This is a genomic window from Cupriavidus sp. FW306-01-F10A (assembly GCF_058782785.1).
In genome coordinates, this window is record NZ_JBYSYA010000038.1 from 19462 (window position 1) to 41954 (window position 22493).

15 protein-coding genes are annotated in these 22493 nt (G+C 68.6%); 4 read left to right on the forward strand and 11 right to left on the reverse strand.

The features are described 5' to 3' along the window. Positions 1 to 26 precede the first annotated feature (26 nt). Positions 27 to 218, reverse strand: a complete 192-nt coding sequence (locus tag AC3WLF_RS30055; protein WP_010814904.1) for a DUF3460 family protein — start codon at positions 216 to 218, stop codon at positions 27 to 29. A gap of 167 nt (positions 219 to 385) precedes the next feature. Here AC3WLF_RS30055 and AC3WLF_RS30060 point away from each other — a divergent pair, with 167 nt between their 5' ends. Genes AC3WLF_RS30060 through bamE form a run of 3 tightly spaced genes read left to right on the forward strand, consistent with a single transcriptional unit; the run spans position 386 to position 6930 of the window. After that, positions 386 to 2188: an autotransporter assembly complex protein TamA gene (locus tag AC3WLF_RS30060; protein ID WP_492319722.1), complete on the forward strand. Its 1803-nt coding sequence runs from the start codon at positions 386 to 388 to the stop codon at positions 2186 to 2188. Positions 2189 to 2228: 40 nt separating this feature from the next. After that, positions 2229 to 6338, forward strand: a complete 4110-nt coding sequence (locus AC3WLF_RS30065; RefSeq protein WP_492359233.1) for a translocation/assembly module TamB domain-containing protein — start codon at positions 2229 to 2231, stop codon at positions 6336 to 6338. Between the two features lie 43 nt (positions 6339 to 6381). After that, complete coding sequence (bamE, locus tag AC3WLF_RS30070; RefSeq protein WP_492359234.1) at positions 6382 to 6930, forward strand: outer membrane protein assembly factor BamE domain-containing protein; 549 nt, start codon at positions 6382 to 6384, stop codon at positions 6928 to 6930. Between the two features lie 15 nt (positions 6931 to 6945). Here the strand turns inward: bamE and AC3WLF_RS30075 are convergent, their stop codons facing one another. From AC3WLF_RS30075 to AC3WLF_RS30120, 10 genes are all read right to left on the reverse strand, one after another. Then, positions 6946 to 7911, reverse strand: a complete 966-nt coding sequence (locus AC3WLF_RS30075) for an ABC transporter ATP-binding protein (RefSeq protein ID WP_011615927.1) — start codon at positions 7909 to 7911, stop codon at positions 6946 to 6948. Positions 7912 to 7928: 17 nt separating this feature from the next. Beyond that, complete coding sequence (locus AC3WLF_RS30080) at positions 7929 to 8975, reverse strand: ABC transporter ATP-binding protein (RefSeq protein ID WP_492319726.1); 1047 nt, start codon at positions 8973 to 8975, stop codon at positions 7929 to 7931. Next, positions 8972 to 9865, reverse strand: coding sequence for an ABC transporter permease (locus tag AC3WLF_RS30085; protein ID WP_492319727.1), 894 nt, complete (start codon positions 9863 to 9865; stop codon positions 8972 to 8974). Before AC3WLF_RS30085 ends, AC3WLF_RS30080 begins: the two co-directional genes overlap by 4 nt. Further along, positions 9858 to 10769, reverse strand: coding sequence for an ABC transporter permease (locus AC3WLF_RS30090; RefSeq protein WP_492359235.1), 912 nt, complete (start codon positions 10767 to 10769; stop codon positions 9858 to 9860). The genes AC3WLF_RS30085 and AC3WLF_RS30090 overlap by 8 nt, the downstream gene beginning before the upstream one ends. Positions 10770 to 10838: 69 nt before the next feature. After that, entirely contained in the window at positions 10839 to 12440 is a 1602-nt protein-coding gene (locus AC3WLF_RS30095) for an ABC transporter substrate-binding protein (RefSeq protein WP_492351162.1), read from the reverse strand. 59 nt (positions 12441 to 12499) lie between these two features. Continuing rightward, positions 12500 to 13291, reverse strand: a complete 792-nt coding sequence (locus AC3WLF_RS30100) for an IclR family transcriptional regulator (protein WP_492319730.1) — start codon at positions 13289 to 13291, stop codon at positions 12500 to 12502. 121 nt (positions 13292 to 13412) lie between these two features. Then, positions 13413 to 15146 carry an AMP-binding protein gene (locus AC3WLF_RS30105; protein WP_492359236.1) on the reverse strand — a complete coding sequence of 578 codons (1734 nt, stop codon included), beginning with the start codon at positions 15144 to 15146 and terminating at the stop codon, positions 13413 to 13415. Positions 15147 to 15192: 46 nt separating this feature from the next. Further along, positions 15193 to 18519, reverse strand: a complete 3327-nt coding sequence (locus AC3WLF_RS30110) for an acetyl-CoA carboxylase family protein (protein WP_492319732.1) — start codon at positions 18517 to 18519, stop codon at positions 15193 to 15195. Positions 18520 to 18874: 355 nt separating this feature from the next. Next, a complete protein-coding gene (gene metG / locus AC3WLF_RS30115) occupies positions 18875 to 20935 on the reverse strand; it encodes a methionine--tRNA ligase (protein ID WP_492359237.1) in 2061 nt (686 codons plus the stop codon). Between the two features lie 287 nt (positions 20936 to 21222). Then, positions 21223 to 21861, reverse strand: coding sequence for a YiaD family glycine zipper/OmpA-like lipoprotein (locus AC3WLF_RS30120; RefSeq protein ID WP_492319734.1), 639 nt, complete (start codon positions 21859 to 21861; stop codon positions 21223 to 21225). Between the two features lie 340 nt (positions 21862 to 22201). Between AC3WLF_RS30120 and AC3WLF_RS30125 the strand changes: the two genes are divergently transcribed. Further along, on the forward strand, positions 22202 to 22493 hold a 292-nt coding region (locus AC3WLF_RS30125; protein ID WP_492319735.1), incomplete at its 3' end, for an iron-sulfur cluster assembly protein.

Here is a 22493-nt window from a genome sequence, read left to right on the forward strand (position 1 = left end):
GCGTGCGCTCGCGGGGGCGGCGGGAATCAGTTGTCCTGCGCGTAGACGTATGGCTTCTGCGCCACGCGCGAAGCTTCGGCGCGGGCGCGCTCTTCCAGGTCGATCGGCGACTTGTCCCACAGCAGGGCACGGCCGTCGCGCTGTTCGGCCTCCAGCGTCGGGCGCTCTTGCTTGAGCTGCTTCAGGAACTGGGTGATATCGGATTCGTAGATGGCCATGTTCAACCGTGATGCGCCCGCGCGGGCGCCAGATAGGTACAGTGGGCCACGATTTTACAGTATCGGCCCCCCGGGATGCATCCAGGCCGGGTGCAAGGCGCCGGAAAGTTCCGGGCACAAGGCCGGGTGTGGTCAAATACCGACTTTGTATGTGTGGACAATCGGCGATGCCGCAAGACACCGCTATTACCGCTGACTCTGCTGGCCGCGCGCGCGTGGCCGTTCGCTTACTGGCCGCGCTGGGCGCGGTGCTGGCGCTGGCGGCCGCCCCGGCGCGCGCCGCCTACAAGGTCGAAGTCGAGGCGCCCAAGCCGATCCGCGAGATGCTGGAAGAGCATCTGGACCTGGCACGCTACCAGGACCGCGCCGACCTTTCGCCGGACCAGCTCGACTATATGATCGAGACCGTCGGCGAGCAGGTGCGGGCGTTCACCTCAACCGAGGGCTACTTCGACCCGACCACCACCACCCGCGTGGAAGGCGAGGGCGACAAGCGCGTGGTCCACGTGATGGTCGACCCCGGCGCGCGCACGCTGATCCGCAATGTCGACGTCCAGGTGACGGGCCCGGCGGCCACGCGCTCGCCCGAACAGGTGGCCGAGCTGCAGGCCAAGTGGGGACTGCCGGTGGGCGAGCCGTTCCGGCAGGGTGACTGGGACAAGGCCAAGGAGGACGCGCTGGTCACGCTGCAGAGCCACAACTACTACGGCGCGCGCCTGGCCGCGTCGCAGGCGCGCGTGGAGCCGGACGACCAGCGCGCGGACCTGTCCGCGCATTACGCCAGCGGCCCGGCCTACCTGCTGGGGCCGCTGAAGGTGACCGGCACGCGCCGCTATCCGGAACAGATCATCTACAACGTCAACCCGCTGAACGAGGGCGAGCCGTACCGCGTGGAGCGGCTGCTCGAGCTGCAGCGCGCGATCCAGAACCAGCCGTACTTCTCCAACGTGCAGGTCGACCTGGAACCGCCCCCGGACGCCGACAAGGCGGCAGACGGCGTGGTGACCGCGCCGGTCTCGGTGCGCGTGCGCGAATATCCGGCGCACCGGCTCAACAGCGGCGTGGGCTTTACCACCGACACCGGCGCGCAGGTCGAAGGCCGCTATTCGTACTACAACCTGTTCAACCGCGCCTGGACCTTCGACTCGCAGGCGCGGCTGGAGCAGAAGCGCTCCTATCTGTTCGCCGAGGCCGCGATGCCGCCGGACCGGGGCAACTACCGCAACAGCGTGTACAGCAGCTACGAGCGCACCATCGACATCGAGAACACCGACACTACCAGCCTGCGCGCGGGCCTGAAGCGCTCGCGCTCGCGCGAGAAGTACGATGTGACGACGTCGCTGGATTTCTACTACGACAAGCTGCTGCCGGATGGCCAGGCCAGCCAGATCAGCAAGGCACTGGTGCCGGCCTTTGCCTGGACGCGGCGCGACGTCGACAATCCGGTGTTCCCGCGCCGCGGCAACGTCATCAGCACCCAGATCGGGGTGGCCGCCAGGGGTTTCCTCAGCGATGCCACCTTCCTGCGGCTGTACGGCCGTATCCGCCAGTACATACCGGTGGGCAAGCGCGACCTGGTGGTGGCACGGCTGGAACTCGGTGCCGACCTGACCGGCGACAGTTCCAGCCAGATCCCGGCCACGCTGCGCTTCCGCGCCGGCGGCACCGATTCGATACGCGGCTACACCTACCAGTCGATCGGCACGCCCAGCGGCTCCAGCATCTTGCCGGCCAAGTACCTGGGCACCGGCAGCCTGGAGTACCAGTACTGGTTCAAGCCGGACTGGGGCGTGGCGGTGTTCTGGGATCTCGGCACCGCCGCCGACAACCTGCGCGGCGTGACCATCTACAACGGCGTGGGCGTCGGCGTGCGCTGGCGCACGCCGGTGGGCCCGCTGCAGCTGGACGTGGGCTACGGCATCCAGGAGCAGCAGTTCCGCCCGCATATCTCGCTGGGGGTGGCGTTCTGATGCGGCACCCTCGTCTTTCACGCCTGACCCGGACGCCGGCATGAGCGCCCACGATCTGCCTTCGGTGCCCGGCAGCGATTCGGCCCGGACTCCGACCCCGCCCGCGCCGCGCAGGCGGCGGCGGTTGTGGCGCGTGCTGGCCTGGCTGGCCGGCATCCTGCTGCTGATGGTGGCGCTGGCGGCGGCGGGCGTGGCGGCGCTGCGCACCGAGACCGGCACCCGCCACCTGTGGACGCTGGCCACGCGGCTGTCGGCCGGCATGCTCAGCGGCCGCCTGGAAGGCGGCACCGTGGCGCACGGCCTGCGCCTGCGCGACGTGGTGTTCGCCAGCGGCCAGACGCGCGTGGCGGTGGACCGCGTGGATGGCAACTGGGTGCTCGGCTGGCAGGCACGGCACCTGCACGTGCAGTGGCTGCGCATCGGCAAGGCCGAAGTGAGGCTCGGCCCGTCCGAGCCGAGCACCGAGCCGATGCAGAAGCCCACCTCGCTCGAACTGCCGCTGGCCATCGATGTCGATTCGCTGACGCTTGAGCGGCTGTCGCTGCTGCAGGGCACGGCGCCCGCGGCCGAGCCGATGGTGTTCAGCAACCTGGCCGGCGCGCTGCACAGCGACGGCCAGCGCCACCGCGTCAGCGTGGACAAGCTGGAAACACCGTACGGCAAGCTGGCGGCCAACGCCCAGGTGGGCGCACGCGCGCCGTTTGCGCTCAGCGCCGAAGCCTTGCTGGAGAGCAGCTGGCAGGATGAGTCCTTTGCCGTCAACGCCACCGCCAAGGGCAACCTGGACGCGCTGCGCGCCGAACTGCAGGCCAGCGGCGACCGCATCCACCTGCGCGCCGGCGTCGACCTGATGCCGTTCGGCAAGGTGCCGTTCACGCACCTGCTGGTCGATGGCGATCGCATCAACCCGCGCCTGTTCAGCCCGTCGGCGCCCCAGGCCAACCTGACCGTGCATGCCGAACTGCGGCCGGTGGGCGGCGTGGCGGCATCGGCGCCGCCGGCGGCATCGGGGGTCTCCGCATCCGCCCCTGCCGCTGCGCCTGCGCCCGCACCGCTGGCTGTCGCCGGCGACATCGAGATCCGCAACCTGGAAGCCGGTCCGCTGGACAAGGAGCGACTGCCGGTGCAGTCGGTGCGCGCCCATGTCGAGCTGAGCGAGATGGCACAGGCCGTCTCGGACCTGCGCGTGGCGCTGGCCGGCAAGGCCGAGATCTCCGGCGGCGGTTCGCTGCGCGGCGGCCGGGGCGGTTTCGACCTGGACGTGCGCAGGCTGGACCCGGCCGCGCTGCATGGCTCGCTGACCAGCGCCAGCCTGTCCGGCCCGGTGGTGGTGCGGATGGAGCCGGGCCGGCAAAGCGTGGCGCTGGACCTGTCGGGCGGGCCGCTCAAGCTTTTCGCCGATGCCAGCATCGATGCCGAGGCGCTCACGCTGGCCACGCTGCGCGCCGCGGTGGGCCCGGGTCTGCTGACCGCGGAAGGCAAGCTCGGCCTGAAGGACAAGCAGCCGTTCAGCTTCAAGGGCAAGCTGGCCTCGTTCGATCCCTCGCGCCTGGCCAAGGTTGCCGCCGGCCGCATCAATGCGGACTTCACCACGACCGGCGAGATCGCGCCCGAGCTTGGCGTGGCGCTGGATTTCGCCGTGCATGAGAGCGAATACGCGGGCCTGCCGATGACCGGCGGCGGCAAGGTGCGCCTGGCGGGCGAGCGGCTCTTGCCGAGCGAGGCTTCGCTCAGCATGGCCGGCAACCAGGCCAACCTGCGCGGCAGCTTCGGCGCGCGCGGCGATGCGCTCAAGCTGGCGGTCGATGCGCCGCAGCTGGAGCGGCTCAAGTTTGGCGTGGCCGGCAAGCTCAAGCTCGACGCCACCATCACCGGCACGCTGAAGAAACCCGAAGTGGTGGCCGACTACAACGCGCAGGCGCTGGAAGTGGGCCCGCACAAGGTGGCCAGCGCCAGCGGCCGCGCCGAGGTGCGTGGCGGCCTGGACGGCCCGCTCTCGGTGCAGCTGGCCGCGCGCGACTACCGTGGCCCGCAGGCCAGCCTGAGCACGCTCGACGCCACGCTCAACGGCACCCAGGCCAACCATACCTTCGACGTCAAGGCGGCCGGCAGCCTGAACAAGCGGCCATTGCAGCTGGCGCTGGCGGGGCAGGGCGCGTGGAAGGGCAAGGACGGCTGGAACGGCACCATCCGCACGCTGGAAGAGCGCGGCACCGTCAACCTGCGCCTGGCCGCGCCGACGCAGCTGCTGGTGGCCGACCAGCGCGTGCGCCTGGGCGCAGCGCGCCTGCTGCTGGACCGCGCCACCCTGACCATCGACAGCCTGGACTGGGACCACGGCCGCATCCGCAGCGCGGGCAGCCTGGACGGCCTGCAGGTGGGCCATGTGCTGGAGCTGATGGAAACCATCACCGGCGAGAAGCCGCCGGTGCGCTCCGACCTGGTCATCGACGGCCGCTGGAACCTGGCGCTGGCCGAGACCGCGACCGGCTTTGCCGAACTGCGCCGGCGCAGCGGCGACCTCTCGGTCAACGCCGGCCGGGGCTTCACCACGCTCGGCCTGGGCGAGACCAGCCTGCGCGCCGACGCCGGCGGCAACCGCATCGCGCTGCGCGGCGGCATGGTGTCGGGCCGCATCGGCAAGGTGGTGGTGGACGCCTCCGCCGGACTGGTGCAGGAGCAGGGGCTACAGACCGTGGGCCCGGCCTCGACCCTGGGCGGCACGGTCACCGTCGACGTGCCGCGGCTGAAATCGCTGGAAGCGCTGACCGGCCCGCAGTACGCCTTCGACGGCAAACTGGCCGCGGCGATGCGCCTGGCCGGCACGATCGGCGCGCCGCTGCTGACCGGCACCGTCGACGGCGACAACCTCGCCGTCACGCTGTACGACCTGGGCCTGCGCCTGACCGACGGCACCGTGCGCGTGGTGCTGGACCAGAACACGGTCGAGCTCAAGCACGTGGAATTCCACGGCGGAGACGGCAAGATCACCGCCACCGGCAACGTCAAGCTGGGCGAGGCCGATCCCAACCTGACCGGCAAGATCGTCGCCGACAAGCTGCAGCTGTTCGCCAGCCCCGAGCGCACGCTGGTGGTCTCGGGCGATGCCACCATCGCCAACGAGAACAAGCAGGTCGTGATCCGCGGCAAGATCCATGTCGACCGCGGCCTGTTCGACCTGCCCAAGGCCGGCGCGCCGGTGCTGGGCGACGATGTGGTGGTGATCCGGCGCAAGGACCAGCGTGCCGTGAAGACTGCCGCCACGCAGGCGCCGGAGACCAAGCCGGCAAGCAAGTTCAGCCCGGTGATCGACCTGACCGTGGACCTGGGCAACAACTTCCGCTTCCGGGGCGCGGGCGCGGACCTGTTGCTGGCCGGCCAGATGGGTGTCAAGAGCGAACCCCTGGCACCGATGAAGGCCACCGGCACGGTGCGCGTGACCGACGGCACTTATGAAGCCTTCGGGCGCAAGCTCGACATCGAGCGCGGCATCATCAACTTCAACGGCCCGATCGACAACCCGAACATGAACATCCGCGCCATGCGCCGCAACCAGGAAGTGGAGGCGGGCGTGGAGGTGACCGGCACGGTGCGGCTGCCGCGCGTGCGGCTGGTGTCGGAACCCAATGTGCCGGATGAGGATAAGCTCTCGTGGCTGATGTTCGGCTACGGCGCCGAAAGCGCCGGTGCCGGCCAGCAGCGCCAGCTGGGTGGTGCCGCGCTGGGCGGCGCGGCGCTGGGCATGATCGGCGGCAAGGCCGGCAAGGGCATCGTGCAGCATTTCGGCATCGACGAATTCTCGATCGGGCCCAGCACCGCGGGTCTCAATGACCAGCAGGTGGTCAGCATGGGCAAGGCCATTACCGAGCGTATGTCGGTAGGCTATGAGCAGAGCCTGACATCGGCCTCGAACGTGGTGAAGCTGACCTGGCAGTTTTCACGGCGCTGGTCGCTGATTGCCAAGGGCGGGTCCATCAACGGTTTGTCGGTCTTGTTCAACCGCCGCTTCGACAGCTGGGCGAACCTGTTCAGCGGGACCTCGGGTCGCAGCGACACCAGAAGGAGCCAGCAGGATGAGAGCCAGCCAACCAGTCCCGACAGCGCGGCACAGGCAGCCTCGGCAGCCATCGCCGAGCCCGTGCGCCGCTGACGGACGCCCCGCAACTTTCGCGTCGCCGCGACGCCTTGCCGCCATGGGACTCTTTGCCTCTTTGCTTGCGTTGTTCGGCTGCGACCAGCAGAAGGTCGATGAAGCCATGAAGAAGGCGGGCGACACCGCCCGCAACACCTGGAACGCGATCAAGCCCGACAGCGAGCTGTTCAAGGGCATCGTTCCCGGCCAGTCCATCGAGGAAGACCTGCGGCGCCAGGCCGGCAAGCCGGAGATCGTCTGGGAAGAAGCGGACGGCGGGCGCCGGCTTGAATATCCGCGCGGCCCGGAGGGCACTACCACCTGGATGGTCACCATCAGCGCCGATGGCAAGGTCGCGAAGATCGAGCAGGTGCTGTCAGCCGAGAACTTCGCCCGCGTGCGCGCCGGCATGAGCAAGGACGACATCCGCCGCTTGCTGGGCAAGCCCACCAAGGTGGAGGCGTTTGCGCTGAAGAAGGAAGAGGTATGGGGCTACCGCTGGATGGAAACCTCCACCGACAAGGCCTTCTTCAACGTGCATTTCAACAGCGACGGCACCGTCACCACGACCTCGCGCAGCGACGATCCGTCGAAGATGCAGGGCGGCTGACGCGCGCCCCGGTCGTCAGTGGAGCAGGTGGCAGGCGGCCACGTGCGCCGGCGCGGCTGAGCCGGCGGCCGGGTCCAGCCGCAGCATGCGGGGGATCTCGGTGGCGCAGGCCGGCACCGCGCGCGGGCAGCGCGGATGGAACTTGCAGCCCGCTGGCGGGTTCAGCGCCGAGCCGATATCGCCCAGGATCAGCCCCTCGGCCGGCTGGTGGTCGGGGTCGGGCCGCGGCGCCGAGCCCAGCAATGCCTGCGTGTAGGGGTGGCGCGGGGTGCTGAACACCGCCGCGCTGGGCCCGCTTTCGGCCATATTGCCCAGGTACATCACGCCCACCGCCGAGCTGAAGTGCTCCACCAGCGCCAGGTCATGGGCGATCACCACATAGGCCAGGCCGAAGCTGCGCTGGATATCGGACAGCAGGTTGACGATCTGCGCCCGGATCGAGACATCCAGCGCCGAGGTGGGCTCGTCCAGCACGATCAGCCGCGGCTGCAGCGCCAGCGCGCGCGCCACGGCAATGCGCTGGCGCTGGCCGCCGCTGAACTCGTGCGGGTACAGGTCGAGCGCGCCGGGCGGCAGGCCGACGATCTCCAGCAGCTCCAGCAGCCGCCGGCGCAGCGCGGCGCGGTCGCCGCCCTGGCCGTGCGCAAGCAGCGGCTCGGCCAGCAGCATGCCCACTTTCAGGCGCGGATTGAGCGACGAGGACGGATCCTGGAACACCGCCTGCACCTGGCGCCGGTAGCCCAGCACGCCCTTGCGGTCCAGCGCCAACACGTCCTGGCCGTCGAAGCGGATGGTGCCGGCGCTGGGGCGCTCAAGCAGCAGCAGCTGCCTGGCGATGGTGGTCTTGCCGCAGCCGGACTCGCCCACCAGCGCATAGGTCTGGCCGGCATCCACGGCAAAGCTGACGCCGTCGACGGCGCGCACGGTGCCGCCGCCGCGCGCGGGGAAATGCTTCTTCAGGTTTTCGACTTCGAGCAGCATGGCCGCCTCCTGGGTTCTCAGCCGGCCGACGCCAGCCAGCAACTGACCTTGTGGCCCGATTCAAGTTCGATCTCGGGGGGATAGGCGTCATCGCACAGCGGCTTGCGGTGCGGGCAGCGCGCCGCGAAGCGACAGCCGTGCGGCGGGTCGATCAGGCTGGGCGGGCTGCCCTGGATGGCGTAGAGCCGCTCGCGCTTTTCGCCGAAGTGGGGAATGGCCTGGAGCAGGGCCTGCGTGTAGGGATGGGCGGGGCGCTGGTACAGCGTGCGCACATCGCCGGTCTCGACAATGCGCCCGGCGTACATCACCGCGACCCGGTGGCAGATGCTGGCTGCCACGCCCAGGTCGTGCGTGATCAGGATGATGCCGACACCGGTCTGCGCCTGGATCTTGCGGAACAGCGCCATGATCTGCACCTGGATGGTCACGTCCAGTGCCGAGGTGGGCTCGTCCGCCACCAGCAGGCGCGGCGCGCTGGCGATGGCCATGCCGGTCACCACGCGCTGGCGCATGCCGCCGCTGAACTGGTGCGGATAATCGTCCAGCCGCGTCTCGGGCGAGGGGATGCGCACGCTGTCCAGCACCTGCACCACCTGGCGCCGGCGCGCCTCGCGGCTGTCGGCGCGGCCGTGGTAGCGCAGCGGTGCGCCGACCTGGTCGCCCACCGTGAAGACCGGGTTCAGCGAGGTCAGCGGATCCTGCGAGATCATCGCGATCTTGCGGCCGCGGTACTGCGTGCTCATGGTCTTCTCGGGCAGCTGCAGCAGGTCAACGCCATCGAGCAGCACCTTGCCGCCCAGTTGCACGCCGCCCTGGCGCGGCAGCAGGCGCAGGATCGACAGGATGGTCATGGACTTGCCGGAGCCGGATTCGCCCACCACGCCCAGGGTCTCGCCCTCATGCACGTGCAGGTCGACCCCGTCCACGGCGCGCACCGTGCCGCGGCGCAGTCCTAGGTGCGTGGTCAGCCCCTGCACCGACAGCATGGGCGCGCCGCGGGGGGAGCCCCCGGCGGCGGGCGAGGGCGACGGGCATTGCGTCACGTGCGGATCGGGGCCGGTCATAGCTGCCTCCTTTTCGGGTCGAAGTGGTCGCGCAGCCAGTCGCCCAGCAGGTTGGACGCCAGGCAGGTGGCCATGATGGCCAGTCCGGGCATGGTGATGGCCCACCATGCGTTGGTGATGTAGTTGCGCGCATCGGCCAGCATCAGCCCCCACGACACATCGGGTTGCTGGATGCCCAGCCCGAGAAAGCTGAGCGAGGCCTCGAAGATGATCACCTGGCCCACCTGCAGCGTGGCCAGCACCAGCAGGGTGTTGAGCAGGTTGGGCAGCAGGTGGCGGCGGAAGATGGTGAGCGTGCCGCAGCCGGCCACGCGCGCCAGCGCCACGTAGTCGCGCTGCTTGAGCGACATCACCTCGCCGCGCACGATGCGCGCGTACCAGGTCCAGTAGGTCACCACGATCACCAGCACCACGGTGTTGAAGCCCGGGCCCAGCACCGCGGCCAGCACCAGCGCCAGCGCCAGCGCGGGGATCGACATCTGGATATCGACCAGCCGCATGATGAGCGCGTCCAGGCGTCCGCCGAAGTAGCCGGCCAGCATGCCGGCGGCGGTGCCGATGCCGCCCGAGATCAGGATCGCGTACAGCGCGACCACCAGCGAGATGCGCGTGCCGGCCATGATGCGCGAGAGCAGGTCGCGCCCCATGTTGTCGGTGCCCAGCGGATAGGCCCAGCTGCCGCCCGCCAGCCAGGCCGGCGGCTGGAAGGCCAGGCCGAGGTCGAGGCCGTTGGGGTCGTGCGGCAGCAGCGCCTCGCCGCCGACGGCGCAGACCAGCAGCACGGGGAAGATTGCCAGCGCAAACCAGGGCAGGCCACCCAGGTCACGCCGCTGGCGCTTGCGGGCCGGCGCCGCCGTGGCGCTGGCAGGAGGAACGGCGATCTCAGGCATGGCGGATCCTCGGGTCGATCAGGCCGTAGCTCAGGTCGACCAGCAGGTTGGACAGCACGAACAGCACGGAGGTGAGCATCACGCCCGCCTGCACCACGGGAAAATCGCGCGCGAACACGGCCTCGACCGCGGTGCGGCCGACGCCTGGCCAGGCGAAGATGACTTCGACCACGAAGGCGCCGCCCAGCATCGCCGCGAAGTACACACCGAGGATGGTCACCAGCGGAATCGCCGCATTGCGCAGCGCGTACTTCCAGATCAGCACGTGCTCGGGCAGGCCCATGGCGCGGCCCATGCGGATGTAGTCGCTGTCCAGCACATCCAGCATGGCCGAGCGCACCACGCGGGTCTGCGCGGCCACCGGATACCAGCCCAGCGCAATCGCGGGCAGCACCAGGCTGTTCCACGATTCGCGCCCGAACGCGGGCAGCCAGTTCAGCTGCACCGCGAAGAACAGGATCAGCAGCAGTCCGACCCAGAAGTTGGGCATGGCCTGGCCGAGCATGGCGAAGACCTTGGCAAAGCGGTCGAACCAGGAGCCGCGGTAGACCGCCGACAGCACGCCGAACGGCACCGCCATCGCAATCGAGAAGCCCAGCGCGGCCAGCGCCAGTTCCACCGTGGCCGGCAGCCGCTCCAGGATCAGCCCCAGTGCCGGTTCCTGCCAGCGGTAAGAGTTGCCGAAGTCGCCGGTGACGGCATGGCCGAGGAAGACCAGGTACTGCGCCACCAGGGGCTGGTCCAGGCCGAGATGGCGGCGCGTTGCCTCGATCACCTGTGGCGGCGCGTCGGCCGGCAGCAGCAAGGCAAGCGGGTCGCCGGACAGGCGCGAGATCAGGAAGATGATCACGCTCGCGCCAAGGATGCTGATCAGGCCGTGCAGCAGGCGTTTTGCAATAGGCATGACAGGCTCCGTCGGAGATTCGTCAGCGGGGATGCCGCGTCCGGCACGGGCGCCGGGCGCGGCGGCGGATCAGCGCTGCTTCCAGCTGACTTCCTGGAACGAGCGCCAGTAGTCGCGGATGGGCCAGGGCACGTAGTTGATCTTGTTGTCGCGCCAGGCAAAGGTCACCAGCGGCCGGTAGGTCGGCAGGCCGCCCAGCACGCGCTCCTGCTTGAGCCGCGCGATCTGGCGCAGCAGCGCGGTGCGCGCCGCGGGGTCCATGGTCTGGCGCTGCTTCTCCAGCAGCGCGTCGACCTCGGGGTCGCTGGTGTAGGAATAAGTGCCCCAGCCGCCGCCGCTCTGGTAGCTGTGCAAATGGCCGGACCAGGCCAGTCCCGGGTCGCCGGGCAGGCCCTGCGACCACATCCAGCTCAGCACGCCGTCCATCTCCGGCGGGCCCGAGCGGCCGCGCTTGCCCAGGCTGATCCAGGCCCCGTACTCCAGGTTGCGCACCTGGCAGCGGATGCCCACGGAACTCAGGTAGGCATACATGGCTTCGCCCACTTCCTTCACGCCCGGTTCGCGCGGCGTGGTGAGGTTGTAGCAGGGGGTCTCGAAGCCATTGGGGTAGCCCGCCTGCCTGAGCAGCTCGCGCGCACGCTTCTGGTCGAAGGCGTAGGGCTTGAGTTCGGGGTCGTAGCCATTCGACTCCTTGCCCACCTGCGCATAGCGCTCGCCCTGGCCGAACAGCACGCGCTTGATGATGGCGTCGACATCGATGGCGTGCGCGGCCGCCTGCCGCACGCGCACATCGTTGAACGGCGACTTCGGCATCTGCGTGTTGAAATTGAGGAAGAGGTTGTTGCCGCTCACCAGCGTGACGGTCTTCACGCCCGGCATCTTCTTGAACTCTTCGACCATCGAAGGCGGCACGTTGTCGATGAAATCGACCTTGCCGGTCTTGAAGGCCGCCACCCGGGTCAGGTCCTCGGGAATCACCTTGATGGTCAGGTCCTTGACGCCGGGCCGCTTTTCCTTGTTCCAGTAGCCGTCAAAGGCTTCCAGCTTCAGCTCGTCCTTGACCGTGCGCGAGACAAACTTCCATGGGCCGGTGCCGACCGGCTTGCGGGCGAACTCTTCTTCGCCGACCTTCTGGATGTACTTCTTGGGCATGGCCCACAGCTGCATGTTGCCGACGATGAACTGCGCATCCGGCTCCTTGAAATGCAGCCTGAAGCGGTGCGCATCCACGATCTCGAAACGCTCGACCGACGAGACATAGTGCGAGAAGAAGCTGCTCTTGGGGTCGCGCTGGCGTTGCCAGGAGAACTCGAGGTCCTCGGAGGTCAGCGGGTCGCCGTTGTGGAAGCGCACGCCCTTGCGCAGCTGCACGTCGAGAACGGGCTTGCCGTCCTTGCCGGTTTCCAGCTTCCAGTTCTCCGCCAGCCAGTTCTCGTCCTTGAGCGCAGCATTGCGGCGCACCAGCATCTCGAAGATCTGGCCGACAAAGTAGTGGTCGACGCCGGCCGAGATCTTGACCGGGTCGAGCGTGGTCGACTCCGCGCCGAAGGCGACGGTGAGGCTGCCGGTGGCCGGCGAGGGCGGGGCGGCCTGGGCCGCGGGGATGGTGGCGGCGGCCAGCATGCCGGCCAGCAGGCGGCGCCGGGCGGCGTCGGTCAACTTCACTTGCATGGTGCTCCTCCTGTTGCGCCGTCTCGTGGCGGCGCTGTTGGTGTGGATAACTGATGCGCTCAGCGCGGGAAGCTGCCTTCCAGCTGGCGTACCACCTCCAGCAGGCGCGGGCGCACCTCGTCGAGCAGGAATGACGGGGACAGGCGGAACGACGGTCCGCCCACGTTGAGGGCCATGGGCGGCATGCCATGGCCGGGCTCGAAGCCGCGCGCGATGCCGTTGACGTCTGGCTGCCAATCGCCCATCGAGCAGGTCACGCCCAGGGTGAGGTGGTCCGCCAGGCCCTGTTCGATGCCCTGGCGCAGGCGCGGCCACGCCATGTCGTCGACGTCGCGCACCTGTTCCATGAAGGCCTGCCGCTCTTCGTCCGGCACCACCGCCAGCCAGGCGCGGCCGATGGCCGAGGTGGCGACCGGAATGCGCGAGCCGGTATCGAGCGTCAGCGCAATCGCGGCGCAGCTGCGGCAGTGCTCGACATAGATCATCGAGAAGCGGTCGCGCGTGCCCAGCGACACCGTGCCGCCGGAAAAGTCCGCCAGCTCCTGCATCAGCGGTCGCGCCACCTTGCGGATGTCCAGCCGCGACAGCATGGCGCTGCCCAGCCGCAGGCAGGCCGTGCCCAGGCTGTACTTGTGGCTGCCTTCGGCCTGCGCCAGGTAGCCCAGCCGGGTCAGGGTGGAGGTCAGGCGCGATACGGTCGACTTGGGCAGCCCGCAGCGCCGGGCGATTTCCTGGTTGCCCAGCACGCGGTCGCTGGTGCGGAAGCAGGCCAGCACTTCCAGCCCGCGCGCCAGCGCGGTGACGAAGTGGCGGTCTTCCTTGAAGGCATTGCCGGTGGATCGGTCCTGCATAACCGTTGGCTCCCTCGTTGTGCCGTTGCACGCCAGCCGCGCTTGCTCGACGCGCATGCGTGCCGGAGGCGCGCGCGGCGTCCTGGTCCGGTACGGCGGTACTACCCGACAGCGGTCCCGTTCAGCCGCCGGCCTCGGTATCCAGCAAGGCCTGCAGCTCGACCTTGCGCACCTTGCCGGTGGCGGTCAGCGGGAACTCGGGCAGGATGCGGATCTCGGGCACCTTGTAGACCGCCATCTGCTCGCGGCACCATGCATGCAGCGTGTCGGCAGTGATGCCGTCGGCGTGCTCGGCGCGCAGGCGGATAAAGGCCACCGGCACCTGGCCCTTGTCCGGGTCGGGGCGGCCCACCACGGCCGACCCCAGCACCGCCGGGTGGCGCGACAGCAGCACCTCCAGCTCGGACGGGAACACGCTCATGCCGCGCACCTTGAGCATCTCCTTGCGCCGTCCCAGGAAATGCAGGTAGCCCGCCTCGTCATAGGCGCCGATATCGCCGGTGCGGAACCAGCCGTCGCGGAATACCTCGGCATCGACGTCGGGGCGGCCCCAGTAGCCCTTGAACAGCGACGGCGTGCTGACCACGATCTCGCCTTCCTCGCCGACCGGCAGCACCGCGCCGGTGTCGAAGTCGCAGATCTTGATGCGCGTGCCCGGCACCGGCAGGCCGACAAAGACCGGGCGGCCGCGCAGGTCCATGTCGTCGTCCTGCATGCCGGTGGTGAAGGTGTCGCTGGTATGGGTCTCGGTCATGCCCCAGGCGCCTTCGGCAATGATGCTGCCGGTCAGCGCGTGCCAGCGCTGGCGGATGTCGGGGGTGATCTTGCGGATGAACGAGGCGGCGCGCGTGTGCTGCAGCGAACGCAGGTCGTAGCGGCCGGATTCGGGGTGGTTCATCAGTTCGACCGCGTTGTCCACCACCACGAAGGTGCGGTTGACGCGATAGCGCTCGATCGCGGCCATTACCGCCACCGGGTCCCAGCGCGCCAGCAGCACCACGGTCGCGCCGCTGAAGATCGGATAGATCAGCCCGAGGTTCTCGCCCGCGATCCAGAACATCGGCAGGAAGTTCAGCATCACGTCGTTCGAGCCCTCTGCCAGCCGTTCCGCATCGACACCGCCGGTGAGCGCGTAGGAAGCCGCTGCGGTGTAGACCATGTCGCGCTGCGTGTGCATGCAGCCTTTGGGCAGGCCGGTGGTGCCGCCGGTGTAGTTCAGCGCGGCCAGCGCGTCCATGTCGACCGGGGGCAGTGCGACCGGCGTGGTGTCGCGCAGCGCCTGCAGCAGGTCGATGGTGCCGTCCACTGCCAGCGGAGGCGCGTCGAGGCCCGCTGGCAGCGGCAGGTCCGGCTGCGCCGGCAGCATCGCGCCGGCACTGGTGGTGTAGACGGTGTGCAGCCGCGTCTGTGCGCGCACCGACATCAGCAGCGGCGCAAGCTGGTCCTGCACGATGGCGGTGGTGGCGCCGGCATCGTTCAGTTCGTAGACCAGCTCCTGTTCCTTGAAGAGCGGGTTCACCGGCACATAGACCGCGCCCAGCTTCAGGATGCCGTAGAAGACCACGTGGAACTGCGGGCAGTTGCCCATCATCACCGCCACCCGGTCGCCCGCGCCCACGCCGCGGTCCTTGAGCAGCGCGGCGCAGCGCTCGGACAGGTCGTCGAGCTCGGCATAGGTCACGGTGGTGCCGTACCAGACCAGCGCGGCGTGGTCCGGGCGCTTGCGCGCCCACGCGCGCAGGTAGTCGCCCAGCGGAGCCTCGCCATGGGGATAGACCGGTGCATCGGGCAGGCCTGCGGGCCAGATCTTGCGATGCCGGGCTTCCAGGTCCTCGAAGAACGCCTGTTCGTTCATCTGCTGTCTCCTCTTGCTTTCGCTCTGGTTCTGTCTGCCGCCGCGCCTACCAGGCGTCGACGAAGGTGCGCATCGGGCGCTGCGGATTGGCGGCACCGGCCTCGAGCCCGCTGACCACCCACTGGCGGGTGGCGGCAGGGTCGATCACGGCGTCGAGTTCCAATGCCGCAGCGGCGTTGATGGCATGGCCGCGCTCGTACATCTGCGCCACCAGCTGCTGGTACAGCGCATCGCGCTGCGGGCCGGCCGGCAGCGCTTCCAGCTCCTTGCGGAAGCCCAGCCGCACCGCGCCCTCCAGGCCCATGCCGCCGAATTCGCCGGTTGGCCACGAGACCGTGAAGGTCGGCGCGCGGAAGCCGCCCGCGGCCATCGCCATTGCGCCCAGGCCGTAGCCCTTGCGCAGCACCACCGCCAGGAACGGCACGCGCAGCTTGGCGCCGGCGACGAACATGCGCGACACATGGCGCACCTGGGCGCGGGCCTCGACCTCCGGGCCCACCATGAAGCCCGGAGTGTCGATCAGCGATACGATCGGCAGCCCGTGCGCATTGCACACCTGCATGAAGCGCGCGGCCTTGTCGGCGGCGTCGGCATCGATGGCGCCGCCGAGGTGGCGCGGGTTGTTGGCGAGAATGCCCACGGGCCGGCCTTCGATGCGCGCCAGCGCGGTGTGGATGCCGGTGCCGAAGCCGGCGCGCAGTTCCAGCACGCTGCCCGCGTCGGCCAGGCCGGCGATGGCGGCGCGCGTGTCGTAGACACGCAGGCGGTTTTCCGGCACCACCTGGCGCAGCGCCAGCGCGTCAGGCGCCTGCCAGTCGTCGACACGGCCCTGGAACATTGACAGGTAATGCCTGGCCGCGGCCACCGCGTCGGCCTCATCGTCGACCAGCAGGTCGACCACGCCGTTGTGGTACTGCACCGTGGCCGGGCCGATATCCTCGGGGCGGAACACGCCCAGGCCGCCGCCTTCGATCATGGCCGGGCCGGCCATGCCGATGTTGGCGTTGCGCGTGGCGATGATCAGGTCGCAACAGCCCAGCAGCGCGGCATTGCCGGCAAAGCAGCGCCCGGAGGCGATGCCCACCACCGGCACTTCGCCGCTCAGCTCGGCGAAGGCGGCGAACGAAGGCTGGTACAGGCCGGCCACGGTGGGGAAGTCAATGTCGCCCGGGCGGCCGCCGCCGCCTTCGGCAAAGATCACCGTCGGCAGCCGGTTCCGCAGCGCCACCTCCAGGATGCGGTCGGTCTTGATATGGTTGCGCTTGCCCTGGGTGCCGGCCAGCACGGTGGCGTCGTAGGCCAGCACCGCGCAGCGCGCGCGCTCCGGTGCGAACAGGCTGCCGTTGACGGCGCCGGTGCCGGTGATCAGCCCGTCGGCAGGGGTGTTGGCGATCAGGTCGGCCTCGCTGCGCCGGCTGGCCTGTGCCGCCAGCGCCAGGCCGCCGTATTCGCGGAAGCTGCCGGCATCGCACAGGTCGTCGACGTTCTCGCGCGCGGTGCGCTGGCCGCGCGCATGGCGGCGTGCCACGGCCTCGGGGCGGGCCGCGTCGTACAGGAAGGCATGGCGGTCGAGCACGCGCTGCAGGTCGGCGCGGATCGCTGACGGGTCGGTGTGCTCGGCCTCGCCGTCGGCATGGGCGCCAGCGTCGGCAGGCTCCAGCACCAGCATGACCTGGCCCTCGGCGACTTGCTCGCCGGAAGCGGTGCGCAGGTCGATCACGCGGCCCGCGTGCTCGGCCACGATGGCATGTTCCATCTTCATCGCATCGAGCACGGCCACGGTCTGGCCAGCCTTGACCAGGTCGTTCTCGCGCGCCAGTTCGATCACGCGTCCGTTCATAGGCGCGCGCACCGCGCACAGGCCCTCGCCCAGTTGCTCCTCGAAGCTTGCCGTGCTGGAAGGTGCCGCCACCCTGGGGGCGCTGCCTCCTGCGAGGGCCTGCCGCGCCGCGTCGTGCGCCGCAATCTGCGCGGCGCGTTCCAGCAGGGCGGGCAGCGCGGCTTCCATATAGCGCGTATGCACGTGCTGGCTGGCAAAGTCGTCGCGCTCGGCCAGCGCCCGCAGCAGGTCGAGGTTGGTGGCGATGCCGCCGATATTGAATTCCCCGAGCGCGCGCTGCAGGCGCCGCACTGCGTCAGCGAAGTTGTCGCTGGCCGAGGTGACGATCAGCTTGGCCAGCAGCGTGTCGTAATGCGCGGACGGTGCATAGCCGGTATAGCCGTGGGTGTCGACGCGCACGTCCGGCCCGGTGGGCGGATCGAAGCGCTCCAGCCGCCCCTGTGCCGGGCGTGCCAGCCCTTGCGCATCGGTGGCCTCGGCATTCACGCGCACCTGGATGGCATAGCCGCGCACGCGCGGCGGGTGCTGCGGGTCCAGCCCCAGTTCCGCCAGGCGCCGGCCTTCGGCCAGCCCCAGCTGCACGGCCACCAGGTCCATGCCGGTGACCTGCTCGGTGACGGTGTGCTCGACCTGCAGGCGCGGGTTGGCTTCGATAAAGACAAAGGGCAGGGCCGCGCCATCGCGGCGCGCACCGTCCTCGGGCTCTTCGACCAGGAATTCAAACGTGCCCAGGCTGCGGTAGCGCGCTTCGCGCGCGAGCGTGCAGGCGGCATCGACAATGCGCTGGCGCAGCGCCGGATCGAGCGCCGGGCTGGGCGCGATCTCGACCACTTTCTGGAAACGGCGTTGCAGCGTGCAGTCACGCTCGCCCAGTGCGATCACATGGTGGCCGTCGCCGGCGATCTGCACTTCGATATGGCGCGCGCGGGCCACCAGCCGTTCGGCGTAGATGGCATCGATGCCGAAGGCCGAGCGTGCTTCGGAGCGGCAGCGCGCATAGGCTTCGGGCAGCGCGTCGCGCTCGCGCACCACGCGCATGCCACGCCCGCCGCCGCCGCCCACCGCCTTGAGCACCACGCCGGCGCCGTCCTGTTCGTCGAAGAATGCGGTCACCGCATCGAGCGTGGCGCCGCCCGCGGTGGCGGGCATCACCGGTACGCCGCAGCGCGCGGCCAGCGCCAGCGCGCGGCCCTTGTCGCCGAACAGGGCCAGCTGCTCGGGCTCGGGGCCGACAAAGACGATCTCCGCGGCTGCGCAAGCGCTGGCAAAGTCGGCGCGCTCGCTGAGAAAGCCATAGCCAGGGTGGATGGCGTCGCAGCCGGTAGCGCGCGCTGCGCTGATGATGGCGGGAATGTCGAGATAGGCAGCGGCCCCCTGGCCCTGCAGCGCAACAGCTTCGTCGGCCAGCAGGCGGTGCCGGCTGGCATCGTCGTCGGTGGCATAGACCGCCACGGTGGCGATGCCAAGGTCTCGTGCGGCGCGTTGCACGCGCAACGCGATCTCGCCACGATTGGCGATCAGGAGCTTCTTCACAAATGTCCCCTTCCATGCGAAGCGGCATCGCGCAAGCAGCGTTGCGTGGCCGGCTTCTGTTTTTTGGTTTGTGATTCTGCGAGGTGGAATCTACGCGGCTCGTCCAGGGGTCACAAGCGCGATGCGCCGGAACCATGTATGACATGCCGCGCGTGCATAGCGCGGGAGCAAGGGGGAGGGGGAAGGGCTGCCCGTTCTGTTCTGCATTGCAGAATCTCGGGCGGTGTGGCGGGTCGATCCAGAGGCCTGGCTGGCCTTGGATCGCAACCGATGGAACGCGCGGAACATGGCGTTACCGCGGATTTGCCGCCCTCTCCCGACAGCGGGAGAGGGGAACGGCGATGAGTGCCCTGCTTCAGCCGATGCGCATGCCCGGCACCGCGCCCTCGTGCGGTTCCAGGATATACAGGCCCGGCGCGGCCTTCTCATCCGCCGCAGACGCAGCCAGCACCATGCCTTCGGACACGCCGAACTTCATCTTGCGCGGGGCCAGGTTGGCCACCACCACGGTCAGCTTGCCGACCAGCTGCTCCGGCGTGTAGGCCGACTGGATGCCGGAGAACACGTTGCGGGTGCGGCCTTCGCCCAGATCCAGCGTCAGCTGCAGCAGCTTGTTCGAACCTTCCACCTTCTGGCATTCGACAATCTTCGCGACGCGCAGGTCCACCTTGGCGAAGTCGTCGATGGTGATGGTGTCGGCGATCGGCTCGATCGCCGCGCCCGCGGCGGCCGGCGCCGCGGTTGCCTGCAGCGATTCGCGGTTGGCAGCCAGCAGCGCATCGACCTGCTTGGCATCGACGCGCGTCATCAGGTGCTGGTAGGCCTGCACCGGGCTGGCAGCCGACAGCTGCTTGTCGATGGCACGCCAGTCCAGCGGCTCGACGTTCAGGAAGCGCTCAACGCCGGCAGCCACGTTCGGCACCACCGGCTTCAGGTAGACCGTCAGCAGGCGGAAGGCTTCCAGCGAGACCGAGCATGCCGCATGCAGCGCCGCGCGCTTGTTTTCGTCCTTGGCCAGTTCCCACGGCTTCTCGGTGTCGACGAAGGCGTTGACCGCATCGGTCAGCTCCATCACCAGGCGCAACGCCTTGCTGTACTCGCGGGTTTCGTAGAGGTGTGCGACCTGCGGTGCGGCCTGGCGCAGCTGCTCGAGCAGCGGGTGGGCCAGCGCGGCTTCGTCGACCTTGCCTTCGAAGCGCTTGACCAGGAAGCCCGCGGCGCGGCTGGCGATATTGACGTACTTGCCGATCAGGTCGCTGTTCACGCGCGCAATGAAGTCATCGAGGTTCAGGTCGAGGTCTTCCATGCTCGCGTTGAGTTTGGCGGCGAAGTAGTAGCGCAGCCATTCCGGGTTCATGCCGGTGTCGACATAGCTCTGCGCGGTGATGAAGGTGCCGCGCGACTTGCTCATCTTGGCGCCGTCCACGGTCAGGAAGCCGTGGGCGAACACATTGGTCGGGGTGCGGTAGCCCGAGAAGCGCAGCATCGCCGGCCAGAACAGCGTGTGGAAGTACAGGATGTCCTTGCCGATGAAGTGGTACTGCTCGGCGGTGGAATGCGGGCCGACCCAGGCGTCGAAGTCGATGCCCTTCTTCGCGGCCAGGTTCTGGAAGCTGGCGTAGTAGCCGATCGGGGCGTCCAGCCACACGTAGAAATACTTGCCGGGCGCGCCGGGGATCTCGAAGCCGAAGTAGGGCGCATCGCGCGAGATGTCCCAGTCGGACAGGGTCGAGGCCTCGCCCGCGGCGCCCAGCCATTCCTGCATCTTGTTGGCGGCTTCGGGCTGGGCCAGGTCGGCCACCCATTCGCGCAGGAAGGTCTCGCAGCGCGGATCGGACAGCTTGAAGAAGTAATGGGCCGACGACTTGCGCACCGGCGTGGCGCCGGACACCACCGAATACGGGTTCTTCAGGTCGGTCGGCACGTAGGTGGTGCCGCAGACCTCGCAGGAGTCGCCGTACTGGTCCTTGGCGCCGCACTTGGGGCACTCGCCCTTGATGAAGCGGTCCGGCAGGAACATGTTCTTGACCGGGTCGAAGAACTGCTCGACCTCGCGCTCGGCGATCAGGTCCTCGGCCTTCAGGGCCAGGTAGATCTTTTCGCACAGCTCGCGGTTTTCTTCCGCGTCGGTGCTGTAGTAGTTGTCGAACGACACCAGGAAGCTGTCGAAGTCGCGCTTGTGCTCGGTCCAGACGCGGTCGATCAGTGCCTTGGGCGTGATGCCTTCCTTCTCTGCGCGCAGCATGACCGGCGTGCCGTGGGTGTCGTCGGCGCCGACGTAGTAGACCTCGTTGCCCATCATGCGCTGGAAACGCACCCAGATATCGGTCTGGATGTATTCCACCAGGTGGCCGATATGGATCTGGCCGTTGGCATAAGGCAGGGCGGATGTGACGAGGATGCGACGTGCGGTCATAAACAGGAGCCGGTCAGGAGCGGGGAAGTATCAGGGGACGGCGCCAGCCAGGAGGGGAGGCGCGTGCCGGGAAGGGGCTATTTTAGCAACTGGCCAGCGCCTGCGCGCCGGTTCCGCATGGCGGAATGACGAAGCCGGCGGATCCGTTCGGCCAAAAAAAAGCGCCGGTCAGAGCCGGCGCAGCTTTCCACAACGGAAAAGGAGGAGAAATCAGGTACCGCCCGGGAGGTCAGCCACCCATCGCGAGCCAGCAACGGTGGCAAGCGGCACCTGTTTCTATGACTAGGTCATCCTTGAATTGGTTTCAAAAAAATTTCGACGCGGCGATTTTGTGCCCGTCCGGCCTCCGAGCCGTTGTCCGCAACTGGCTGGGATTGCCCGCGCCCTTCGGCCGTCAGGCGGTTGCGTGCGACGCCGCGATCACCCAGGTAGCCGGCCACGCTCTGGGCGCGGCGCTGCGACAGCTGCATGTTGTAGCTGGGGTTGCCGGTGCTGTCGGTATGGCCCACCACGTTGGCGCTCACGTCCTGGTGCTGGCCCAGGGTCTGCGCGACTTGGTCGAGCACCGAGCGGAACGACGGCTTGATGGTGGCGCTGTCGGTATCGAAGGTAACCTGGCTGGGGATGTTGACCTTGAGCGTGCCATCCGGCTGCTCGGTGATCTGGGTGCCCGTGCCCGCGGTGTCCTTGTTCAGCTTGCCGCGGATGGCGTTCCAGTTGTAGCCGGTTGCGCCGCCGATGGCACCGCCCACTGCCGCGCCCACCAGCGTGCCGGTGGTATTGCCGCCGATCAGGTTGCCAAGCCCGGCGCCGACCGCGGCGCCCACGCCGGTGCCGACTGCCGTATGGGTCTGCTGTTCAGTGGCGCAACCTGCGGCCAGCAGCGTGGCAGCGGCGAGCGAGACAGTAACGAGCTTGATCTTCATGCTTTCTCCTTCTGATGTTCCCGTAAATGTTCTTGGTACCGCATCGCGATGGTAACGCCAAGGCTAGCGGCAGGTAACCCTTTGTACGCGTCGGGCCCGGCCGGTGCGGGCAACCGCCTGCGATGCCGGCGTACCGGGCCGTCCAACCGCACTACAATATGGATATGGCGGCGCGCGCACAAGTGCAAGCTTGTGAGATTTGTAAATGTCTGTAATCCCACACCCAATGCAGGGTATTGCGCGCGGATTTCCGGCGTTCATGGCCGGTGCTGCATACTTTGATACATTAGGCGCAGGCCATCATGCGCCAATCCCCCAAATCATCGAAGCGGAGTTTGTCTTGAGCGTCAGCACTGAGCAGGTCACCGAAGCCCTGCGCACCGTCATCGATCCCAATACGGGCAAGGACCTGGTGTCCACCCGCTCGGCCAGGAATATCCGCGTCGACGGCGGCGATGTCTCGCTGGAAGTCGAACTCGGCTACCCCGCGAAGAGCCAGTTCGATCCGATCCGCAAGCTGGTGGTTGCTGCGGTGCGGCAAGTGCCGGGCGTGATCAATGTCAGCGTCGCCGTGACCATGAAGATCGTCGCGCACGCGGTGCAGCGCGGGGTCAAGCTGCTGCCGGGCGTGA